Raw genomic sequence first — 19,834 nt, 5'->3', positions numbered from 1 at the left:
GCCATGTGTGCGATAACTGGCGATAGACGCACGCGCCGTAACCAGAGGATCAGGGTAATCACATGCTAAAAGTTACAAAAGCAGTCTTTCCGGTAGCAGGTTTGGGCACCCGGTTCCTCCCCGCTACCAAGGCGAGCCCGAAGGAGATGCTGCCCATCGTCGACAAGCCGCTGATCCAGTACGCAGTGGAAGAGGCGATGGCGGCCGGCATCACGGAAATGATCTTCGTCACCGGTCGCAGCAAGCGCGCGATCGAAGATCACTTCGACAAGTCGTATGAGATCGAGGCGGAACTCGAGGCGCGCGGCAAGGCCAAGTTGCTGGAACTCGTGCGCAGCATCAAGCCGAGCCACGTCGACTGCTTCTATGTGCGTCAGCCGGAAGCACTCGGTCTGGGCCATGCGGTGCTGTGCGCCGAGAAGCTGGTCGGTGACAACCCGTTTGCCGTCATCCTCGCGGACGACCTGCTGTACGGCAAGCCGCCAGTCATGCAGCAGATGATCGAGGTGTTCGATCACTATCACAGCTCGGTGATCGGCGTCGAAGAGATCCCGCACGAGGAGACGAAGTCTTACGGCATCGTCGAGGGCAAGGAGTGGGAGGATTCGATCATCAAGATGTCCGGCATCGTCGAAAAGCCGGCGCCCGAAGTCGCGCCTTCGAATCTCGGCGTGGTGGGACGTTATGTGCTGAAGCCGCGCATCTTCGACCATATTCGCGCGATCAAGCCGGGCGCGGGTGGCGAATTGCAGTTGACGGATGCGATCCAGTCACTGCTCGCCGACGAGCAGGTGCTCGCGTACAAGTATCACGGCACGCGTTTCGATTGCGGCAGCAAGCTCGGGTATCTGAAAGCGACGGTGGAGTTTGCGCTGCGTCACCCGGAAGTGGCGGCTGATTTCGAAGAATATCTGCGCACGCGCTCGCCGGTGCTCGCGGGTTGATCACGACGTATCGGCATCGGCTACTGCAGCAGTAGTTGGCGCAAGGCGCTGTGCGAACCGCTCGATGCGGACACAGCGCCTTTCTTTTTTGCTGGACTCTCTGGCACCAGCCAGACATCAACCGGGCGAGGCAAACGCACGCCTCTCCTCCTCAACCCAGCCGATCCCCCGCTATCCCGCACTGAACTGGTCAAGCGCGGGACTATCAAACCGCCAGCGAGGAAGATGCATGGCGCGGACGGCGCGCTACCGCCGCCGCATCAAAAACACGAACGTCTTGTCCTGCGTCGAAACTTCGACGATTTCATTGCCGGTCTGTTTCGCGAACGCTGCGAAATCACGTTGCGAGCCCGGATCGGTGGCGAGCACCTTCAGAATCTGGCCGCTTTCCATATCGGCAAGCGCCTTCTTGGCGCGCAGGATGGGCAACGGGCAATTCAGCCCGCGCGCATCGACTTCCTTGTGAACCTGGATCTGCATCGGGTATCGACCTTCGGGTGGGGGCGTCAGCAAGACGCCATGAGAGCGTCAAATTCTACCGCAGCCACCCCGGATACGCTCTGCCCCAGCGCACACACCACCCGCCTCATAGAAGCACAGGTTGCCCGCTCGCGAGCGACGCCCGCATTGCGCTGCCGATACGCGTCGCTTCGAGCGCGTCCGCGAGACTCGCGCCCGCCTGCGCGCCACCCTGCACAGCCGCCACGAACGCCTGCGCCTCGCACAGAAAGGCGTCTTCGAAACGTTCAAAGAAAGTCGGCGTACATTCGGTGCGCACGCCGCCGGCATCGGCGATCTCGACACGGTTCAGCCTCGGAATGCGCCCGATCGCAAGTGCGCCTGCCGTGCCGATCACCTCGCTGCCGGTGTCGTTGCCATGCGCCATTGTCCGCGACGCAAAGAACATCGCCAGTTGTCCGCCTTCGAATTCGCAGATCGCGACGCCATTGTCGACATCGCCGAATTCGCGCAACCCTTCGTGCAGCGCGATCGTGCCGCTCGCGAATACGCGCGTTGCGCGTGGATTGCCGAGCAGCCAGCGCGCGACATCGATATCGTGCACGCTGCAATCCAGAAAAATCCCGCCCGACGTGGGCGCGAAGCGCACGAAGAAGCCCTCGGGATCATTCTTGTCGCAGGTCTGCGAGCGGACCATGAACGGCCGGCCGATGCCGCCTGCCTCGATACGCTCGAATGCATCGCGATAGCTCGGATCGAAGCGTCGCATGAAGCCGATGGTCACACGCAGATGCGGATAGCGCGCCGCCTCTTCCAGCACGCGTTCGCATTCCGCGACGTCGAGCGACAACGGCTTCTCGCAAAACACATGCTTGCCCGCGCGCAGCGCATCGACGATCTGTTGCGCGTGAAGCGCCGACGGCGTCACGAGCCACACCGCATCCACGTCACGATCGTCGAGCAGCGCGGCATAGTCGCGATACAGCCGTGGCGCAGGCAGCGCACCGCGTGCCCATTCGAGCTCATCCTCGAGCGGACTGCATGCGGCCGCAAGCGATGCGCCCGGCACGCGCCAAGCCAGATTCTGTGCGTGCCGTTTGCCGAGCCGGCCAAGGCCGACCACACCCACCCGCACGTCCGATACCGTTGTCGTCATCAGGATGTCTCCTTACCCTGTTGCCTGGTTACCCTGCACACCCGCTGGGCCGTCCCAGCCGTTCCAGCCATTCACTCGCCGATCTTGACCGCCCGGCCTTCACGCCATGAGCGCGTCGCGGCTTCGGCCAGTTCCAGCGCCTTCAGGCCGTCGGCGACTGTCGTACGTACCGGCTTGCCGTTCGTCACGGCGTCGAAGAAATGCGCGATCTCCAGCGCGTAGGCGGCGCGATAACGCTCGAGGAAGAACGCCTCGGGGACGTCGCTCGAAACGGCGGTCTTCGAGTAGGCGACGACTTCGGTCGGACGCACATTGCCCGCCTGCAGCATGCCGTCGCTGCCCAGCACCTCGAAGCGCTGGTCGTAGCCATAGGCCGCTCGACGCGCCGTATTGATCTGGCACAGCCGGCCGCGTCGGGTGCGGATCGTGACAGCCGTCGAATCGATATCGCCCGCATCGGCAATCGCCGGATCGGAGAGACAACTGCCGGTCGCGTGCAACGTATCGGCTTCGTCGTCGAGTATCCAGCGGAAGATATCGAAATCGTGGATCAGCATGTCCTTGAAGATACCGCCCGAATGCCGGATGTACTCGACGGGCGGCGCCCCCGGATCGCGGCTCGTCACCACTAGCATTTCCGGCGCGCCGATTTCGCCCGCGTCGATGCGCGCTTTCACTGCTGAAAAAGTCGGATCGAAGCGTCGCTGGAAGCCGATCATGCAGACGACACCCGCCTTCTCCACCGCCGTCGCGCACGCCTGCGCGCGCTCGAGCGTGAGGTCGACCGGCTTTTCGCAAAACACATGCTTCTTCTGCGCGGCCGATTGCAGGATCAGATCGGCGTGCGTATCGGTGCTCGAGCAGATCACTGTTGCGCCGATCGACGGGTCGCCCATCGCACCGTCGACATCCGCGACCTGCGCGCCATGCATTCCGGCAAGCGCCGCTGCCGCCTCGCGGTTCACGTCGACCACGTACTTGAGCCGCACACCCGGCTGCCGCGCGAGATTCGCCGCATGAATCCGGCCGATCCGGCCCGCGCCGAACACCGCAACTTCGATCATCGTGTCCCCTGTCTTTACCGCATCAGTCATCGTAGCCTCCAATATCCTTCGATTCTTCGACGTTTAGCTCAAGCTTGTACGCGAGCGCGATGAACAGCGCCTGGCACAGGCAGATGGTGCTCGTGAGCGAACGGAACGCGAACGCGCTCCCTTCCTTCACATAAAGTTGCGCGCTCGCGTAACGGAGCAGCGGCGAAAGCTGGCTGTCGGTGATGACGAGCGTCTTCGCCTGGTGGTGATGCGCAATGCGCAGGCAATACTGCGTTTCCTTCCCGTACGGGGCGAAGCTGATCGCAATCACGACGTCGCCCTTCTTCACGCTGCGAATCTGTTCGCGATACATGCCGCCGAACCCCGACACGAGATGCACGCGCTTCGGCGTATGCTGCAACGCATACACGATGTAGCTCGCCACCGGAAACGACCGGCGCACGCCGATCACGTAGATGTTCTCGGCCTGCTGAAGCATCTTCACCGCGGCTTCGAACTGCGCGTCGTCGAGACTTTCTTCCAGTTCATCCAGCCCGCCGCGACACGCCGCCACAAACTCGCGCGCCACCGCGCCACCCGACAGCGCACCCGGCTTTTCGTCGATCAGCTTGCGGATGCGCTGCTGATAGCTGGGGGACGACGTGCCCTGCCCCGTATAAGCCTGCCTGAACACCGCCTGCAGATCGGAGAAGCCCGAAAAGCCGAAACGCTGCGCGAAGCGCACCACCGCCGACGGATGCACGCCGCAACTCGCGGCGATATCGCTGGTGCGATCGACCATCACGCTCGATCGATGCTGCTCGAGATACGTCGCCACACTCTTCAGCTGTCGCGGCAGCGATTCGTAGTTTTCCGCGATGCGCTGCATCAATTCTTCGACGCTGGGCAGTTCGTCCGTGTTGTCTTCCGCCATGGGTATTCCTTTGTGCACTTTCCGCGCTGCATCAAGGGTTTGCGACCGCTCTGAACACTGCGTCGACGCTGCCGATTATAGGCAGGCAAACGAACAAATGGAACGTATTTTCTATTTTTTTAAATGTTGAAATTTTCATTGCACACGCCCTGAAGATGTCCTAATCTTGGTCGTGAGCGACGGTGTGCCGTGCCAAACCCGGACGGCAAACCTCACGCTCCCTTTAATAACGACAGACCGAGAAAGGTGGAGACAATGAGACTTTGCAAGGGCAAGGCTTCGCTCAGGATTCTGGTTGCGGCACTCGCGCTGTCCGCCGGCTTTGGGGCGGCGTCGTCCGCTCAGGCGGCGGATGGGCACTTCGTGCTGGTCAGTCACGCGCCGGATTCTGACTCGTGGTGGAACACCATCAAGAACGCGATCAAGCAGGCCGACGAGGACTTCAACGTCGAGACCGACTATCGCAACCCGCCGAACGGCGACATCGCCGACATGGCCCGCCTGATCGAACAGGCCGCAGCACGCAACTACGACGGCGTGGTCGTGACGATCGCCGACTTCGACGTGCTGAAAAGCTCGATCGGCAAGGTGACAGCCAAGAAGATTCCGCTCGTCACGATCAACTCCGGCACGGAAGAACAGAGCGCCCAGCTCGGCGCGATCATGCACGTCGGCCAGCCTGAATACGCGGCCGGCAAGGCGGCGGGTGAAAAGGCGAAAGCAGCGGGCATCAAGTCGTTCCTGTGCGTCAACCACTATGCAACCAACCCGGCCTCGTTCGAACGCTGCCGCGGCTTTGCGGATGCGATCGGCGTCAACTTCAAGAACTCGACGCTCGATACCGGCCAGGACCCGACCGGTGTCCAGTCGAAAGTGAGTGCGTTCCTGCGCAATCACCCGAACACCCAGGCCGTGCTGACGCTCGGGCCGCTGTCAGCTGATCCGACGATCAAGGCGCTGCAACAGATGGGCCTCGCCGGCAAGATCTGGTTTGCCACTTTCGACTTCGACGATGACATCGCCAAGGGCATCCAGGATGGCACGATCCAGTTCGCCATCGACCAGCAGCCGTATCTGCAGGGTTATATCCCGGTCGCGGTGCTGGCCATCGTGAAGAAGGAGCACACCACCGACCCGGCGAAGATCCGCCAGGCCCTCCAGGCTAACCCGAAGTTCAAGGAGCGCCTCGCCACATACGGGCTGGAACCCTCCTATGGACCGCGCAATATCGGTTCGGGCCCTGGCTTCATTACAAAAGCCAATGTCGACAAGGTGCTGAAGTACGCCGGTCAGTACCGCTGAGGAACGCATCGTGCAGGAACGCCGCGCCGGTACCCCGGTCGCGGCAGACATCAGGAAAGCGGGTTCCGGCCGGCGGCAGCTGGTCTGGCCGGCACTCGCCCTTTCGTAACGATCCCGATGCATTCACGTGCATCGAACGGGCTTTAAGCGCCGTACAGGCTTCCGCCACACCCGGGTGCCTGGCGGTGTACCAAGGAGAGCGTCAATGGGCGTAGCCAATCTTTTCCACGCCAATCCCCGCAAGCATCCCCCGACCGACCCGCAGGATCCGGCGAATGCGAACGCGGCTTCCGCGGCGCCTGCCGGAGCATCCGATGAACGGGTTCGCAAGGAATCGTGGTTCCGGCATCTGCTGAACCGGCCTGAATTTGCTGCGCTGGCTGGCACGGTGATGGTGTTCCTGGTGTTCGGCCTGTCGGCCGGCAACTCGGGGATGTTCAACCTCGATGGCGTGATGAACTGGTCGCAGGTCGCCGCCTATCTGGGTCTGATCTCGGTTGGCGCATGTCTGCTGATGATTGCCGGTGAATTCGATCTGTCTATCGGTTCGATGATCGGCTTCTCCGGAATGATGGTCGCGCTGCCGACGATGTATTTCCATTGGCCGATCGCACTCGCCATCCTGTTCGCATTCGTCGGTTCGATGCTGCTCGGCGCGCTCAACGGCTATCTGGTGATGCGCACGCGCCTGCCGTCGTTCATCGTGACGCTCGCCTTCCTGTTCATTCTGCGCGGACTGACGCTGGCGCTGTCGGTCATGTTCGCCGATCGCACGATCATTTCGGGTGTCGGCGACGTCGCAAGGCAGGACTGGTTCGCGCACACGTTTTTCCAGGGTGTGGCGTTCAAGGGCTTCTTCCTGTGGCTCGGCCATATCGGTCTCGTGAAGATGCTGGACACCGGCGTGCCGCTCGTTCCAGGCATTCCGAAAGTGCTGCTGTGGTGGCTTGCGCTTGCCGTCGTCTGCGCTTTCGTGCTGGCGAGAACGCGCTTTGGCAACTGGATCTTCGCGGTAGGCGGCGACGCCAACGCTGCCAAGAACGTCGGTGTGCCGGTGCGGCGCGTCAAGATTTCGCTCTTCGTGCTGACCGCGTTCTGCGCGTGCCTGTATTCCGTGCTGCAGGTGTGCGACATCGGTTCGGCGGCCGCCGACCGCGGTCTGCAGGCCGAATTCGAAGCGATCATCGCCGCGGTGATCGGCGGCACACTGCTGACGGGCGGCTACGGCTCGGTGGTCGGCGCCAGCTTTGGCGCACTGATCTTCGGCGTCGTGCAGATCGGCATCACCTACACGAATATCGATTCCGACTGGTTCCGCGTGTTCCTTGGCGTGATGCTGCTCTTCGCCGTGCTCTTTAACCACTACGTGCGCAGCCGCGTGGCGGCGTCCCGCTAGACAAGGAGTTGATGATGACCGCCATGCAACAGCAACAGTCGCAGCAGCAACAGTCACAGTCACAGGCGCAGCAGGAAGCCGGCGAGGGCTACATCCTGGCGCTTGAAAACGTCAGCCGCTATTTCGGCAACATCATTGCGCTGAACGACGTCACGATCAAACTGAAACGCGGCGAAGTGCATTGCCTTCTGGGCGACAACGGCGCGGGCAAGTCGACGCTGATCAAGACGCTCGCGGGCGTATATACGCCGAGCAAAGGCGTCTACCGCGTGGACGGCAAACCGGTCCACTTCACGTCGCCGAAAGACGCGCTCGATCTCGGCATCGCGACCGTCTATCAGGATCTGGCGCTGGTGCCGCTGCTCTCGGTGGCGCGCAACTTCTTCATGGGACGCGAGCCGCAGAAGAAGCTGTTCGGCTTGATCAACGTGATGGACCTCGACCATTGCGCAACCGCCTCACGCGAAAAGCTCGCGGAAATGGGCATCAACGTGCGCGACCCGCATCAGCCGATCGGCACGATGTCCGGCGGTGAAAAGCAATGCCTCGCGATCGCGCGGGCGATTCACTTCGGCGCACGCGTGCTGATCCTTGACGAACCGACCGCGGCGCTCGGCGTCAAGCAGAGCTTCAATGTGCTGAGGCTGATCCACAAGGCGCGCGCGAAAGGCATCTCGGTGATTTTCATCACGCACAACGTGCACCACGCCTATCCGATCGGGGATTCGTTCACGCTGCTCAATCGCGGTAAATCGCTCGGCACCTTCACGAAGGACACCATCACGAAGGATGAGGTGCTCGACATGATGGCTGGCGGCGCCGAGATGCAGAAGATGATGGGCGAACTCGAAGGCGCGACGATCTGAGCAATCGTCAGCGCGTGCATCTGGTGCTTCGACAATCAGGAAATTCCATGGCTATCTCCAGCAATCCCGTTGCCCCGGCAGCAAGCGGTCTGTCGACCGCGAGCCGGTTCGCGTCCGGCCGTAGCCGCGATGTCATCTGCCTCGGCCGGCTCGGCGCTGACCTCTATGCGCAGCAGGTCGGCTCGCGCCTCGAAGATGTCTCCACCTTCGCGAAGTATCTGGGCGGGTCTTCGGCGAATATCGCGTTCGGCTGTGCCCGGCTCGGGCTCGAAGCCGCCATGCTCACGCGCGTCGGCAATGACCATATGGGGCGCTTTCTCACGGAAACGCTCGCCAGTGAAGGCTGCGACATCAGCCATGTGCGCATCGATCAGGACCGCCTGACCGCGCTCGTGCTGCTCGGCCTCAAGGACCGCGACACGTTTCCGCTCGTCTTCTATCGAGAGAACTGCGCCGACATGGCCGTCGATGAAGCCGATTTCGATGAGCAGTTCATCGCGTCGTCCAGGGCGCTGCTGATCACCGGTACGCACTTCTCGACCGAACAGGTGAACCGCACGAGCCTTCGCGCCCTCGACTACGCGCGGCGCAACCAGGTTCGCACGGTCCTCGATATCGACTACCGTCCGGTGCTGTGGGGCCTGACAGGCAAGGCGGACGGCGAGACGCGCTTCGTCGCCAGCGAAGGCGTCACCGCGCATTTGCAGCGCATCCTGCCGCTCTTCGACCTGATCATCGGCACCGAAGAAGAATTCCGCATTGCGGGCGGCAAGACCGAACTGGTCGATGCGCTCGCCGCAGTGCGCGCCGTGACGCCAGCGACACTCGTCGTCAAGCGCGGGCCGCTGGGCTGTCAGATCATCGACGGCAAGGTGCCCGCCTCGCTCGATGATCTGCCGATCCAGGGCGGCGTCGAAGTCGAAGTGCTGAACGTGCTGGGTGCGGGCGATGCGTTCGCCTCGGGCTTTCTCTCCGGCTGGCTGCGCGATGAGCCGCTCGAAGCCTGTGCGCGCGCCGCGAACGCGAGCGGCGCGCTGGTGGTGTCGCGCCACGGCTGTGCGCCGGCGATGCCCACGCCCACCGAACTCGACTACTTCCTGCGCGAAGCAAAGGCGGACCCGCAACGCATGCGCCGTCCGTATCGCGACGCGACGCTCGCGCGCCTGCATCGCGTGACGCCTGCGCGCACGCGCCGGAACGAAGTGCTCGGCTTTGCGTTCGATCATCGCAACCAGTTCTTCGATCTCGCCCAGCAAACGGGCGCTGACGAATCGCGTATCGCGCATCTCAAGCGGCTGTTCGTCGAAGCCGTGTCGCAAACCGAAGCGGCGCTCGGGTTGCAAGGCCGTATCGGCGTGCTGATCGACGACCGCTACGGACAGGACGCACTGAACGCAGCGACGGGACGCGGCTGGTGGATCGGCCGCCCGGTCGAATTGCCAGGCTCGGTGCCGCTCGTCTTCGATCACGGCCGCTCGATCGGTACGACGCTGACCAGCTGGCCGCGCGAACATGTGGCCAAGTGCCTCGTGCAGTTTCATCCTGATGAGCCGATCGAACAGCGGCTGGAACAGGAAGCGCAATTGCGCGCGCTGTACGACGCGACACAGGCAAGCGGCCACGAGCTGCTGCTCGAAGTGATTCCTCCGAAGCATCTGCCCGCCGCCCCGGATACCGTGTACCGCGCGCTAAAGCGCCTGTACAACATCGGCATCTATCCGGAGTGGTGGAAGCTCGAACCCATGGAAGCGAGCCAGTGGCAGGCGATCGATGCGCTGATCGCCGAGCGCGATCCCTACTGTCGCGGTGTGGTGCTGCTGGGTTTGTCGGCGGCCGTCGAACAGCTGAGTGACGGGTTCCGTGCGGCGGCCGCATCGGCGACGTGCCGGGGCTTTACCGTCGGCCGGACCATCTTCCACGAGCCGAGCTATGCGTGGCTCGCAGGCGAAATCGGCGACGATGAACTCATCGCGCGCGTTCGACGCACGTTCGAGACGCTGATCGCGTCGTGGCGCGCAGCGCGCGGCCAGCCGGCGGAGCCGGTCGGCCACTCGCACAATGTCCATCAGGAGCAGGCGGCATGAACCAACGCGTGTTGCATCACGATAGCGCGCCGGCAGCCGAAGCGACGCCGATCCAGGCCGGCGGCACCGTGCGCCTGACGGCCGCGCAGGCGCTCGTCCGCTATCTCGCTGCCCAGCGCGTCGTCACGGAAGACGGCAGCGGGACCGAACCGTTGTTCGGCGGCGTGTTTGCGATCTTTGGACACGGCAACGTCGCCGGTCTCGGGGAAGCGCTGTATCAGCACCGTCACGAACTGCCGACGCTGCGTGCCCATAACGAGCAGGCGATGGCGCACAGTGCGATTGCCTACGCGAAAGCGCATTTCCGTCGACGGATGATGGCGGTGACCACCTCGATCGGCCCGGGCGCGACGAACCTTGTCACCGCAGCAGCGCTTGCGCACGTGAACCGTCTGCCGGTCCTGCTGCTGCCGGGCGACATCTTCGTGTCGCGCGCGCCGGATCCCGTGCTTCAGCAGGTCGAGGATTTTCATGACGGCGGCATCTCCGCAAACGATGCATTCAAGCCCGTGTCGCGCTATTTCGACCGCATCGTGCATCCGGCGCAACTGCTGAGCGCATTGCCACGCGCGCTGCGTGTGCTGACCGATGCGGCGCTATGCGGCCCGGTCACACTCGCCTTGCCGCAGGACGTGCAGGCTACGGCGTGGGATTATCCGGCGGACTTCTTTGCCCCGCGCGTGGTGACGTTCCACTCGCCCGCGCCGGTCGAACATGAAGTCGGTGCCGCGCTTGAACGGCTGCGCCGCGCGAAGCAACCGATGATCGTCGCCGGCGGCGGCGTGCTGTACGGCCGCGCAACCGATGCGCTGCGGTCGTTCGCAGCGGCCTATGGCATTCCCGTCGCCGAGACGCAGGCCGGCAAAGGCTCGCTGGCATGGGACGACCCGCTGAACGCGGGCGCGCTCGGCGTGACCGGTTCGCCTGCGGCAAACGCGCTCGCCCATGACGCCGACTGTGTGCTCGCCGTCGGCACGCGTCTGCAGGACTTCACGACGGGTTCCAACACACTCTTCACGCAGGCCGACGTGATCGGCATCAACGCGAACGCGTTCGACGGCCTCAAGCATCGCGGAATTGTCGTGCAGGCGGATGCCCGTCTGACGCTCGACATGCTGTCCGGGCGCCTCGAAGGCTGGCGCGCCGACGCGTCGTGGGCCGCACGCGCGCAAGCCCTCGCGTCGGAATGGCGCGACACGCTCGGCAAGCTCACCCATGCACCGCAACGCGAAGGCGTGCTGCCATACGACGCCGACGTCATCGGCGCCGTCCAGCGCTCGAGCGAGCGCTCGACCACCGACGACATCGTCGTCTGCGCGGCCGGCACGCTGCCAGCCGAACTGCACAAGTTGTGGCGCACGGGCCGTCCTGGCGGCTATCACGTCGAGTACGGCTATTCGTGCATGGGTTACGAGATCGCCGGCGGGCTCGGCGCGAAACTTGCGTGGCCTGAGCGTGAAGTCATCGTCATGGTCGGCGACGGCAGCTATCTGATGATGAACAGCGAGATCGCGACTTCGGTGATGCTGGGCGCGAAGCTGATCATCGTCGTGCTCGACAACCGCGGTTATGGCTGCATCAACCGTTTGCAGCAGGCCTGCGGCGGCGCACCGTTCAACAATATGTTCGACGACTGCGCGCAGGGCCCGCTCGGCGCACCCGCGGTCGACTTTGCCGCGCATGCGCGTTCACTCGGCGCGCAGGCGGAACACGTCGCGAACGTGAGCGAGCTCGAGGCCGCGCTGCAACGCGCGCGCGCCGCCGAGCGCACCTACATGATCAGCATCGACACCGACGCCGCCCGCACGACCGACGACGGCGGCTGGTGGTGGGAAGTTGCCGTGCCGGAGGTTTCGACACGCCCCGCCGTTCGTGACGCCCGCGCGAAATACGAAGCGCAGATCGCCGCGCGCGACCATACCGCAGGCGGAACTACCGCGTCCGGCAGCAGGACGCCCGACGACACAGCCAACGATTGAGGACATCCGCATGACTCAGTTCGAAGTACGCATCGGCATCAACCCGCTTTCGTGGATGAATGACGACCTGCCCTCGCTGGGCGGAGAAACGCCACTTGAAGTCGCGCTGACCGAAGGTCGCGAGATCGGCTACGAGGGGTTCGAGCTTGGCAACAAGTTTCCGCGAGAGCCACAGGCGTTGAAGACGCTGCTCGCGCAATACGATCTCGCACTGGTATCCGGATGGTATTCGGGACGGCTCGCGCGACGCAGCGTCGAAGAGGAAATCGCGTCGGTCGGCCCGCATCTCGATCTGCTCGCACAGAACGGCGCAACGGTCATGGTCTACGGCGAAGTCGCCGATTCGATCCAGGGCGCGCCGCAGCCGCTCTACCAGCGACCGCGCTTCTTTTCCGACGCGCAATGGGAAACGTATGCGAAGCGCGTCGATGAATTCGCGCGTTATACGCTAAGCCGCGGTGTGCGGCTCGCGTATCACCACCATATGGGCGCGTACGTCGAAACGCCCGCCGACGTCGATCGCCTGATGTCGCTCACGAGCGATCCGGTCGGACTACTCTTCGACGCCGGACATATCACGTTCGCAGGCGGCGACCCCGTTGCGGTGCTGGACCGGCACATCGCGCGCGTCTGCCACGTGCACTGCAAGGACGTGCGGCCCGCCGTCATCAAGGTCGCGCGCAACCGCAACTGGAGCTTTCTGGACGCGGTGATCAACGGCGCCTTCAGCGTGCCGGGCGATGGCACGGTCGATTTCGCCTCCATCATCCAGCGCCTGAAAAAGCACGGCTATCGCGGCTGGCTGGTCGTCGAGGCGGAACAGGATCCGGTGATCGCGCCTTCGTACGCGTATGCCCAGAAGGGTTATCACATGTTGCGCTCGCTCGTCGATGCGCCGCTCGATTTATCCAGGGAGGCAGCATGAGTCTGCTCGTCAAGGCACAGCGCGAAGGCCAGACAATCGCGCGCGTGACGCCCGAATCCGCGGCCTGGCGGTACGTGGGCTTCGCGGCTTACCGCATGGAACCCGACGAACTCGTCTATGTGCATGACGCAAAGCGCGAATCGTGCATCGTGGTGCTTTCGGGTGCGGTGGATGTCGAGACCGCCGACACGAAATGGAGCAGCCTCGGTTCGCGCGACAGCGTCTTCGAAGACGCCGCCCCGTTTGCGGTTTATCTGCCGCCGGGCGTGCGTGCAACGGTGCGTGCCGTGCGACGCGCCGAAGTAGGCGTCGCCAGCGCGCCGGCAACCGGCGTGCATCCGGCCCGCCTGATCGAACCTTCGCAGATGAAGCGCTCGACCCGTGGCAAGGGGCTCAATACGCGCTACGTCTGCGATATTCTTCCGCAGACCGAACTGGCGGAGTCGCTGCTCGTCGTGGAAGTCCGTACGCCCGGCGGACACGCTTCGAGCTACCCGCCGCACAAGCACGACACCGACAACGTACCGCAGGAAAGCTCACTGGAAGAGACGTACTACCATCGGCTCAATCCGCCGCAGGGTTTCGCTTTCCAGCGGGTCTATACCGACTCGCGCGATATCGACGAATCGATGGCCGTCGAGGACCATGACATCGTGATGGTGCCGCGTGGCTATCATCCGGTCGTGGTGCCGTATGGATACGACTCGTACTATCTGAATGTCATGGCGGGTAAACAGAGAACGTGGCATTTCAGAAACGATCCCGCGCATGAGTGGATCATTGAAAGGGACTCACGCAGCTGACGCGCCACTACGCGGTCTCTATCGCCGGGTCCTTCACGTGCCGCAGAATCAGCCGACGCCCAGCCACTCCCGCACCACATCGTCGCGCTGCAGGAACGCGCCGAGGGAACCGTCGAACACGATCTCGCCGTGCCCCATGACTGCGATCCGGCTCGCGATGTCGTGTGCAATCGCAAGCCGCTGCTCGATCAACAGAACCGCGACGCCGCGTTCATGCAACATGCGCAGACACGCTGCGACCTGCGCCGCGACCTGCCCGGCGAGTCCTTCGGCGGGTTCGTCGACGATCAGCAGTTCCGGGTCGCCAGTCAGCGCGCGGGCGAGCGACAACATCTGCTGCTCGCCGCCGGAGAGTGCCCCGGCGCGGGTGGCCCGACGTTCACGAAGCGCGGGAAAGAGCGCGTAGGCATCGTCGAACGTGAAGCGCGGAGCACGTCCGCGATGGTGCGGCGCGATGCCAAGCTGCAGGTTTTCATGCACGGTCAGCGTCGGGAATACATCGCGATGCTCTGGCACGTAGCCGATGCCGAGCCGCGCGATCTCGAATGTGCGCAAACCGGACAGTGACCGGCCGGCGAACCGCATCCGGCCTTCGGCATGCACCAGACCCATGACGGCTCGCGCGAGCGTCGAACGGCCCGAGCCATTGCGTCCCGTAAGCGCGACGATCTCGCCCGCGTCGATCCGCAGGTCGACGCCGAACAACGCCTGGCTCGCGCCATGCCATGCACGCAATCCGCCGATTTCGAGCAGCGCGCTCATCGGGCCAGGCCCTCGCCGAGGTAGGCTGCGCGCACGCGCTCGTCCGCACGGATCGCCGACGGCGTGCCGGTCGCGATCACCCGACCCTGCACGAGCACGGAAACGCGATCGGCGAGGCTGAAGACGGCGTCCATGTCGTGCTCGATCATCAGGAGCGTGCGGCCCTCGGTGGTCTCGCGGATCAGGTCGATCGCGCGCGCGGCTTCTGCCCGGTTCATGCCGGCCGTCGGCTCGTCAAGCAATAGCGTGTGCGCGCCGCCAGCGAGCGCCAGGCCGAGATCGAGCGCACGCTGCTCCGCGTAACTCAGCGTGCCTGCCCGCTCATGCCGCCTCGGCGACAGGCCGACCGCGTCGAGAACCTGTGCTGCGCGTGCCTCTACCGCCCGCGAGCCGGTCCAGCGATGCCACCAGCGCATGTCGTCCCGATTCGCTGCGAGAACCGCACAGCGCAGGTTGTCGAACACGGTGAGACGGCCGAAGACACTGGTCGTCTGAAAACTGCGCGCGAGCCCGAGACGGCTGATCGCAGCCGGTGCGAAGCGGCTGATGTCGATGCCGTTCAGTTCAACGCGGCCCGCACTCGCGCGTCCCATGCCTGAGATCAGATTGAACAACGTCGATTTGCCCGCGCCATTGGGGCCGATCAATGCATGACGTTCGCCTGCCTCGATGGTCAGATCGACGCCACGCAGAATCTGCGTCGCGCCGAAGCGTTTCTCGATGCCGTGCAGCGCGAGGGCGGCGGTCATCGCGCCTCTCCCGCGTCTTCGGTACCACGCTCGAGTTGCATCTGCATCTGCCGTGCGTAACGTCGCGCGAACCAGCCGAGCGCAATCAGCGCACAGATCGTCGCCAGCAGAGCCGTCGCGGATGTCATTGAGCCGATCGGAGCATGGCCGAGCCGAACCGGGTTGCGCGCCACGTCGTCCGACGCCTGTGTCGCGTATGCCCACTGAACAGCGAGCACAAGGGCCATCGTCCAGCACGACACCGCCCAGGCATTCAGGAGATACAGGCGCGACCACGCACGCCAGCCGAACCGCGACAGCGTCGTTGCGGCACGCGCCAAGAAGCCGGCAAGGCCATCTGGCGAACAGGCAACGACCACGATAAAGAAGAGGCCAAGATAAAAGAGCCACGCCTGTGTGATGCTCGCCAGCCCGACGCTGAAGAACACCAGCGCCACCGCCCCGATAACCGGCCCGAAAAACGCGCCGGTCCCGCCGATCACCGTCGCCAGCAACGCGGCGCCGGAGCGCAGCATGCCGACGCTTTCCGTCGAGACCAGTTCGACATTCACGAGCCCGAGCGTACCCGCGACGCCCGCAAAGAACGACGACAACACGAACATCGCCCAACGGATCCGCCGCGGGTTGCAGCCGATGGCCGCCGCACGCGCGGGGTTGTCCCGCACGGCGTTGGCAAGACGGACGAAAGGCGTGCGCGACAACGCCCACATCGCGGCGCTCGCGAGCAGGCACCAGATGGCAATCACCGTATAGGCCTCGCGCGCGGGGCCAAACGTCCAACTGCCCCACATCGGACCGCTCGCGCGATCGATCGGTACGCCCGCCTCGCCGCCGAACCAGTCCGGCAGCGTCCATGCTGCCGCGGCGACGAGTTCGCCGATACCCAGCGTGATCATCGCGAACGCTGTGCCGGCGCGTCGTGTTGCCACCGCGCCGGATATTCCACCCGCCAGCGCTCCACCGACACCTCCCGCGAGCGGCAGCCACGGCAACGCGATGGCGTAACGATTGAACACATGTGCCGCGACGAGCGCACCCAGTCCCGCATACGCGGCGTGCCCGAATGAAAGCAGGCCCGTCTCGCCAAGCAGCAGGTTGTACGACAGCGCGAACACGATCATCGTCGCAGTCTGCGCGAGGTAAGCGAGCAGCCAGCTTTGCGACGACAGGAACGGCGGTACGGCAAAGAGCGCGATGAGGACGAGCCATGGCACAGCGGCGCGCCAGCAAGGCACACCGCGCCGCGATCCGGTCTCGGGGTCGCGGCATGCGCGCGGCCGATGCACGTCGCGAGCCTTACGCATCGTCTTCGCGTTGTCCGAAGAGTCCGTGCGGCCGCAGCGCGAGCATCGCCACCAGCAGCAGATACGGCACGAGCGGCGCGACTTGCGCGACGCTCAACGCTGCCCATTCAGGCGGCAATGGCTGACCGATCCGTACGGCGAGCGCGCCGAGCGACGCGTCGCTCGCGACCGCCAGCGTCTGTACGCACCCGACGACGAGCGAGGCGACAAGCGCGCCGCCGAGCGAGCCCAGCCCGCCGATCACGACCACGACAAACACGATCGACCCGACAGATTCCGCCATCGCGGGTTCGATCACAAATAGCGGCGCGCCGATTACGCCGGCGAGCGCCGCGAGCGCCGTGCCAGCAGCAAAGACCTGCGTGAAGACGCGCGGCACGTTGTGGCCAAGCGCTTCGACCGCACTCGCATGGGTCAGCGCAGCACGGATAATCAAGCCGGTTTTCGAAGTACGCAACAGCGCGTAGAGCGCCGCCAGCATTGCGATCGATATCGCCATCGCGAACGCCCGATAGCGCGAGAACGCAGCGCCATAGACCGTGAAGAGCGGCCCGTCGAGCGCTGGCGGCACGTGCGCCGCCAGCGCCGGAAGCCCCCAGACGAGCTTGACCGCTTCACCGATCAGATAAGCGGCGCCAAACGTCGACAGCAGTTCCGCGAGATGGCCGTGTGGCCGCACGCGCCGCAGCAACCAGCGCTCCATCGCCGCGCCGCTCAGCCCGACGACAAGCGGCGCTACGACGAGCGCGCTCCAGAAGCCCGCACGCGCCGCGACCGAAAAGCCGACGTACGCGCCGAGCATGTAGAAACTCGCATGCGCGAAATTAAGCACACCGAGCATGCTGAAAATCAGCGTCAAACCCGCCGACAGCATGAACAGCAGCAAGCCATAGCTCACCCCGTTCAGCAGGTTGATGACGAACGACTGCACGCGCTATTGCCCGCCGACGACGAGCGGCGCAAGCGCCGCCTGCAACGCATCAGGCAGCGCGACCGGACGGCGCGTGATCCGGTCGACGTACACGTGCACGAAATGCCCTTGCGCCGCCGCCTGCGCTTCGCCTTCCTTGAAGAGACCGACTTCGTAACGCACGCTCGTCGAGCCGAGGCGTGCCACACGCAGGCCCGCATCCACCCGCTCCGGAAAGACGAACGGCGCGAAGTAATTGCAGTGCGTTTCGACGACGAGCCCGATCGTCGCGCCGTGCTCGAAATCGAGCACGCCCGTGCGGATCAGGTATTCGTTGACCACGGTGTCGAAGTAGCTGTAGTAGACGGTGTTGTTGACGTGGCCGTAGACGTCGTTATCCATCCAGCGCGTGGTGATCGGCAGGAAGTACCGATAGGTGGTGCGCGGCGTTGCGATCGGTTTGTTCATCGATTTTTCTTCGGTGATGAAAGGCGGACTACGGTCACTGTAACAACTGTTTTCCGTTGCCCGCTATCGGCCGTCTGGCTGGTCATCTGGCAATGCGCTGCCGCCGCTCACTGCCCCGGCCGCTCGACGAACTCGAACGGCAGGCCGCGCCGGCGCATCCATTCGCCAAGCGCCTGCCCGGTGCCTGCCCGCCACGGACGCAGCTTCGCCGGCTCGACAAGCCGGTATTCGAGGAGTTCCGGTGACAACGAAATCGTTCCGTGCGCCTTGACGTGATACGCGATGATCAGTTCGTTCTTGCGGATGAACTCGTAGACGCCGATCAGCTCGACCGTCTCGGCATGCAGCGAAGTTTCTTCGTGCACCTCGCGCGCGATGCCTTGCTCCGGTGTCTCGCCGTTCTCGAGGAAGCCGGTAATCAGCGCGAACATCCCCTCAGGCCAGGCCGCGTTGCGCGCAAGCAGGATTTTCCCTTCGTACTCGACGATCGCCGCGACAACGGGCAACGGATTGTTCCAGTGCACATAGCCACACGCTTTGTCGGGACAGGCCTGGCGCACACGCGCGCCCTCGTGCTCGGGATCGCTGCGTTCGACGAGCGGCGTCGCGCAACGCGGACAGAATTGATAGTCGGACATGCTCAATCGGAATGGTGAGTAGTGAGGACGCGCCCAGCCGGCCCTCAGGCCGTGCAGAGTTCGCGGACTTCGGCGGCGAAGCGCTCGACGGTCTCGGGTTGCGTGTCCCACGCGCACATCAGCCGGCAGCCACCCGCGCCGATGAATTCGTAGAACTTCCACCCCTTCGCGCGCATCGCCTTTGCCGCGTGGGCGGGCAATTGCGCAAACACCGCGTTGGATTCGACGGGGAACATGATGCTGACGCCGGGGATCGCTTCGAGACGCGTTTTCATCAGTTGCGCCACGGCGTTCGCGTGCCGCGCGTTGCGCAGCCATACGTCATTGTCGAGCAGACCCAGCCACGGCGCGGAGATGAAGCGCATCTTCGACGCGAGCTGACCGGCCTTTTTGAGGCGGTAAGCGAAATCGTCGGCGAGCGCGCGATCGAAAAACACCACCGCCTCGCCCACCGGCAAGCCATTCTTCGTGCCGCCGAAACACAGCACGTCGACTCCCGCGCGCCACGTGATCTCGGAAGGATGCACGTCGAGCGCCGCGACGGCGTTGGCGAACCGCGCGCCGTCCATGTGGAGCTTCAGTTGACGGCGCTTCGCAATCGCCGCAATCGCCCGCACTTCCTCGACGCTGTAGACGCTGCCGACTTCCGTCGACTGGGTAAGCGTGACGACTTTGGGCTTCGGGTAATGGATATCGGCGCGGCGCGTGACGACGGCTTCGATCGCGTCCGGCGTCAGCTTGCCGTGCACGCCGGACGCGGTCAGCAACTTCGAGCCGTTCGAGAAGAATTCCGGGCCGCCGCATTCGTCCGTTTCGATGTGGGCGAGTTCATGGCAGATTACCGAGTGATACGACTGGCACAGCGAGGCCAGCGCGAGCGAATTCGCGGCCGTCCCGTTGAAGACGAAGAACACCTCGCAATCGGTCTGGAACAGGTCGCGCAGACGGTCGCAAACGCGCTGCGTCCAGGAGTCGTCGCCATAGGCGGGTTCGCGACCGCTGCCGTTAGCTTCGACGAGCGCGCCGAGCGCCTCGGGGCAGATGCCGGCGTAATTGTCCGATGCGAAATGTTGCATGGCTGGCGGCGCGCCGTGCAACGGCGCGCGAAAGTGGCGGGAAAG

The 19,834-nt window shown here is 64.2% G+C and carries 19 protein-coding genes; 8 read left to right on the top strand and 11 right to left on the bottom strand.

Annotated features, from left to right (window positions below):
- Positions 1–62 precede the first annotated feature (62 nt).
- Positions 63–944 carry a UTP--glucose-1-phosphate uridylyltransferase GalU gene (galU, locus tag B0G77_RS12395; protein ID WP_133662394.1) on the top strand — a complete coding sequence of 294 codons (882 nt, stop codon included), beginning with the start codon at positions 63–65 and terminating at the stop codon, positions 942–944.
- Between the two features lie 246 nt (positions 945–1,190).
- Here the strand turns inward: galU and B0G77_RS12390 are convergent, their stop codons facing one another.
- The 4 genes from B0G77_RS12390 to B0G77_RS12375 all read right to left on the bottom strand — a co-directional run bounded on the left by B0G77_RS12390 (position 1,191) and on the right by B0G77_RS12375 (position 4,527).
- Entirely contained in the window at positions 1,191–1,418 is a 228-nt protein-coding gene (locus tag B0G77_RS12390) for a sulfurtransferase TusA family protein (protein WP_133664118.1), read from the bottom strand.
- A 112-nt stretch (positions 1,419–1,530) separates the two neighbouring features.
- Positions 1,531–2,559 (bottom strand): Gfo/Idh/MocA family oxidoreductase, encoded by a 1,029-nt coding sequence (locus B0G77_RS12385; RefSeq protein WP_133662393.1) that lies wholly within the window; start codon positions 2,557–2,559, stop codon positions 1,531–1,533.
- Between the two features lie 71 nt (positions 2,560–2,630).
- Positions 2,631–3,653, bottom strand: coding sequence for an inositol 2-dehydrogenase (iolG, locus tag B0G77_RS12380; RefSeq protein ID WP_133662392.1), 1,023 nt, complete (start codon positions 3,651–3,653; stop codon positions 2,631–2,633).
- Entirely contained in the window at positions 3,646–4,527 is an 882-nt protein-coding gene (locus tag B0G77_RS12375; protein ID WP_133662391.1) for a MurR/RpiR family transcriptional regulator, read from the bottom strand. The genes iolG and B0G77_RS12375 overlap by 8 nt, the downstream gene beginning before the upstream one ends.
- Positions 4,528–4,782: 255 nt before the next feature.
- On the opposite strand from B0G77_RS12375, the gene B0G77_RS12370 reads away from it, so the two are divergent.
- From B0G77_RS12370 to iolB, 7 genes are all read left to right on the top strand, one after another.
- Entirely contained in the window at positions 4,783–5,829 is a 1,047-nt protein-coding gene (locus B0G77_RS12370; protein ID WP_133662390.1) for a sugar ABC transporter substrate-binding protein, read from the top strand.
- Between the two features lie 205 nt (positions 5,830–6,034).
- Complete coding sequence (locus B0G77_RS12365) at positions 6,035–7,225, top strand: ABC transporter permease (RefSeq protein WP_133662389.1); 1,191 nt, start codon at positions 6,035–6,037, stop codon at positions 7,223–7,225.
- Between the two features lie 23 nt (positions 7,226–7,248).
- A complete protein-coding gene (locus tag B0G77_RS12360; RefSeq protein WP_243751120.1) occupies positions 7,249–8,091 on the top strand; it encodes an ATP-binding cassette domain-containing protein in 843 nt (280 codons plus the stop codon).
- 47 nt (positions 8,092–8,138) lie between these two features.
- A complete protein-coding gene (gene iolC, locus B0G77_RS12355; protein WP_133662388.1) occupies positions 8,139–10,175 on the top strand; it encodes a 5-dehydro-2-deoxygluconokinase in 2,037 nt (678 codons plus the stop codon).
- Positions 10,172–12,154: a 3D-(3,5/4)-trihydroxycyclohexane-1,2-dione acylhydrolase (decyclizing) gene (iolD, locus tag B0G77_RS12350; RefSeq protein ID WP_133662387.1), complete on the top strand. Its 1,983-nt coding sequence runs from the start codon at positions 10,172–10,174 to the stop codon at positions 12,152–12,154. The genes iolC and iolD overlap by 4 nt, the downstream gene beginning before the upstream one ends.
- 10 nt (positions 12,155–12,164) lie before the next feature.
- Positions 12,165–13,079, top strand: coding sequence for a myo-inosose-2 dehydratase (gene iolE / locus B0G77_RS12345; RefSeq protein WP_133662386.1), 915 nt, complete (start codon positions 12,165–12,167; stop codon positions 13,077–13,079).
- On the top strand, positions 13,076–13,882 hold the full coding sequence (gene iolB, locus B0G77_RS12340; protein ID WP_133662385.1) for a 5-deoxy-glucuronate isomerase: 807 nt from the start codon (positions 13,076–13,078) through the stop codon (positions 13,880–13,882). Before iolE ends, iolB begins: the two co-directional genes overlap by 4 nt.
- A gap of 48 nt (positions 13,883–13,930) precedes the next feature.
- On the opposite strand, the gene B0G77_RS12335 is transcribed toward iolB, so the two are convergent.
- From B0G77_RS12335 to B0G77_RS12305, 7 genes are all read right to left on the bottom strand, one after another.
- Positions 13,931–14,644, bottom strand: a complete 714-nt coding sequence (locus tag B0G77_RS12335) for an ABC transporter ATP-binding protein (protein ID WP_133662384.1) — start codon at positions 14,642–14,644, stop codon at positions 13,931–13,933.
- Entirely contained in the window at positions 14,641–15,393 is a 753-nt protein-coding gene (locus tag B0G77_RS12330) for an ABC transporter ATP-binding protein (RefSeq protein ID WP_133662383.1), read from the bottom strand. The genes B0G77_RS12335 and B0G77_RS12330 overlap by 4 nt, the downstream gene beginning before the upstream one ends.
- Positions 15,390–16,697 (bottom strand): branched-chain amino acid ABC transporter permease, encoded by a 1,308-nt coding sequence (locus B0G77_RS12325; RefSeq protein ID WP_133662382.1) that lies wholly within the window; start codon positions 16,695–16,697, stop codon positions 15,390–15,392. The genes B0G77_RS12330 and B0G77_RS12325 overlap by 4 nt, the downstream gene beginning before the upstream one ends.
- Positions 16,690–17,628 carry a branched-chain amino acid ABC transporter permease gene (locus B0G77_RS12320; RefSeq protein WP_133662381.1) on the bottom strand — a complete coding sequence of 313 codons (939 nt, stop codon included), beginning with the start codon at positions 17,626–17,628 and terminating at the stop codon, positions 16,690–16,692. The genes B0G77_RS12325 and B0G77_RS12320 overlap by 8 nt, the downstream gene beginning before the upstream one ends.
- 3 nt (positions 17,629–17,631) lie before the next feature.
- Positions 17,632–18,075 carry a thioesterase family protein gene (locus B0G77_RS12315; RefSeq protein WP_133662380.1) on the bottom strand — a complete coding sequence of 148 codons (444 nt, stop codon included), beginning with the start codon at positions 18,073–18,075 and terminating at the stop codon, positions 17,632–17,634.
- Between the two features lie 107 nt (positions 18,076–18,182).
- Positions 18,183–18,713 carry an NUDIX domain-containing protein gene (locus tag B0G77_RS12310; RefSeq protein WP_133662379.1) on the bottom strand — a complete coding sequence of 177 codons (531 nt, stop codon included), beginning with the start codon at positions 18,711–18,713 and terminating at the stop codon, positions 18,183–18,185.
- 44 nt (positions 18,714–18,757) lie between these two features.
- Positions 18,758–19,789 (bottom strand): low specificity L-threonine aldolase, encoded by a 1,032-nt coding sequence (locus B0G77_RS12305; protein ID WP_133662378.1) that lies wholly within the window; start codon positions 19,787–19,789, stop codon positions 18,758–18,760.
- Between the last annotated feature and the right edge of the window lie 45 nt (positions 19,790–19,834).

The organism is Paraburkholderia sp. BL10I2N1 (genome assembly GCF_004361815.1).
Taxonomy (GTDB): domain Bacteria; phylum Pseudomonadota; class Gammaproteobacteria; order Burkholderiales; family Burkholderiaceae; genus Paraburkholderia.
The sequence above is the reverse complement of the archived record's forward strand: the minus strand, read 5'-3'. Positions and strand labels throughout refer to the sequence as shown.

Excerpts from the sequence above, each read along its gene's own strand:
- galU (WP_133662394.1), top strand. The coding sequence starts at position 63 with ATGCTAAAAGTTACAAAAGCAGTCTTTCCGGTAGCAGGTTTGGGCACC.
- B0G77_RS12385 (WP_133662393.1), bottom strand. The coding sequence starts at position 2,559 with ATGACGACAACGGTATCGGACGTGCGGGTGGGTGTGGTCGGCCTTGGC.
- iolG (WP_133662392.1), bottom strand. The coding sequence starts at position 3,653 with ATGACTGATGCGGTAAAGACAGGGGACACGATGATCGAAGTTGCGGTG.
- B0G77_RS12375 (WP_133662391.1), bottom strand. The coding sequence starts at position 4,527 with ATGGCGGAAGACAACACGGACGAACTGCCCAGCGTCGAAGAATTGATG.
- B0G77_RS12370 (WP_133662390.1), top strand. The coding sequence starts at position 4,783 with ATGAGACTTTGCAAGGGCAAGGCTTCGCTCAGGATTCTGGTTGCGGCA.
- B0G77_RS12365 (WP_133662389.1), top strand. The coding sequence starts at position 6,035 with ATGGGCGTAGCCAATCTTTTCCACGCCAATCCCCGCAAGCATCCCCCG.
- B0G77_RS12360 (WP_243751120.1), top strand. The coding sequence starts at position 7,249 with ATGCAACAGCAACAGTCGCAGCAGCAACAGTCACAGTCACAGGCGCAG.
- iolC (WP_133662388.1), top strand. The coding sequence starts at position 8,139 with ATGGCTATCTCCAGCAATCCCGTTGCCCCGGCAGCAAGCGGTCTGTCG.
- iolD (WP_133662387.1), top strand. The coding sequence starts at position 10,172 with ATGAACCAACGCGTGTTGCATCACGATAGCGCGCCGGCAGCCGAAGCG.
- iolE (WP_133662386.1), top strand. The coding sequence starts at position 12,165 with ATGACTCAGTTCGAAGTACGCATCGGCATCAACCCGCTTTCGTGGATG.
- iolB (WP_133662385.1), top strand. The coding sequence starts at position 13,076 with ATGAGTCTGCTCGTCAAGGCACAGCGCGAAGGCCAGACAATCGCGCGC.
- B0G77_RS12335 (WP_133662384.1), bottom strand. The coding sequence starts at position 14,644 with ATGAGCGCGCTGCTCGAAATCGGCGGATTGCGTGCATGGCATGGCGCG.
- B0G77_RS12330 (WP_133662383.1), bottom strand. The coding sequence starts at position 15,393 with ATGACCGCCGCCCTCGCGCTGCACGGCATCGAGAAACGCTTCGGCGCG.
- B0G77_RS12325 (WP_133662382.1), bottom strand. The coding sequence starts at position 16,697 with ATGCGTAAGGCTCGCGACGTGCATCGGCCGCGCGCATGCCGCGACCCC.
- B0G77_RS12315 (WP_133662380.1), bottom strand. The coding sequence starts at position 18,075 with ATGAACAAACCGATCGCAACGCCGCGCACCACCTATCGGTACTTCCTG.
- B0G77_RS12310 (WP_133662379.1), bottom strand. The coding sequence starts at position 18,713 with ATGTCCGACTATCAATTCTGTCCGCGTTGCGCGACGCCGCTCGTCGAA.
- B0G77_RS12305 (WP_133662378.1), bottom strand. The coding sequence starts at position 19,789 with ATGCAACATTTCGCATCGGACAATTACGCCGGCATCTGCCCCGAGGCG.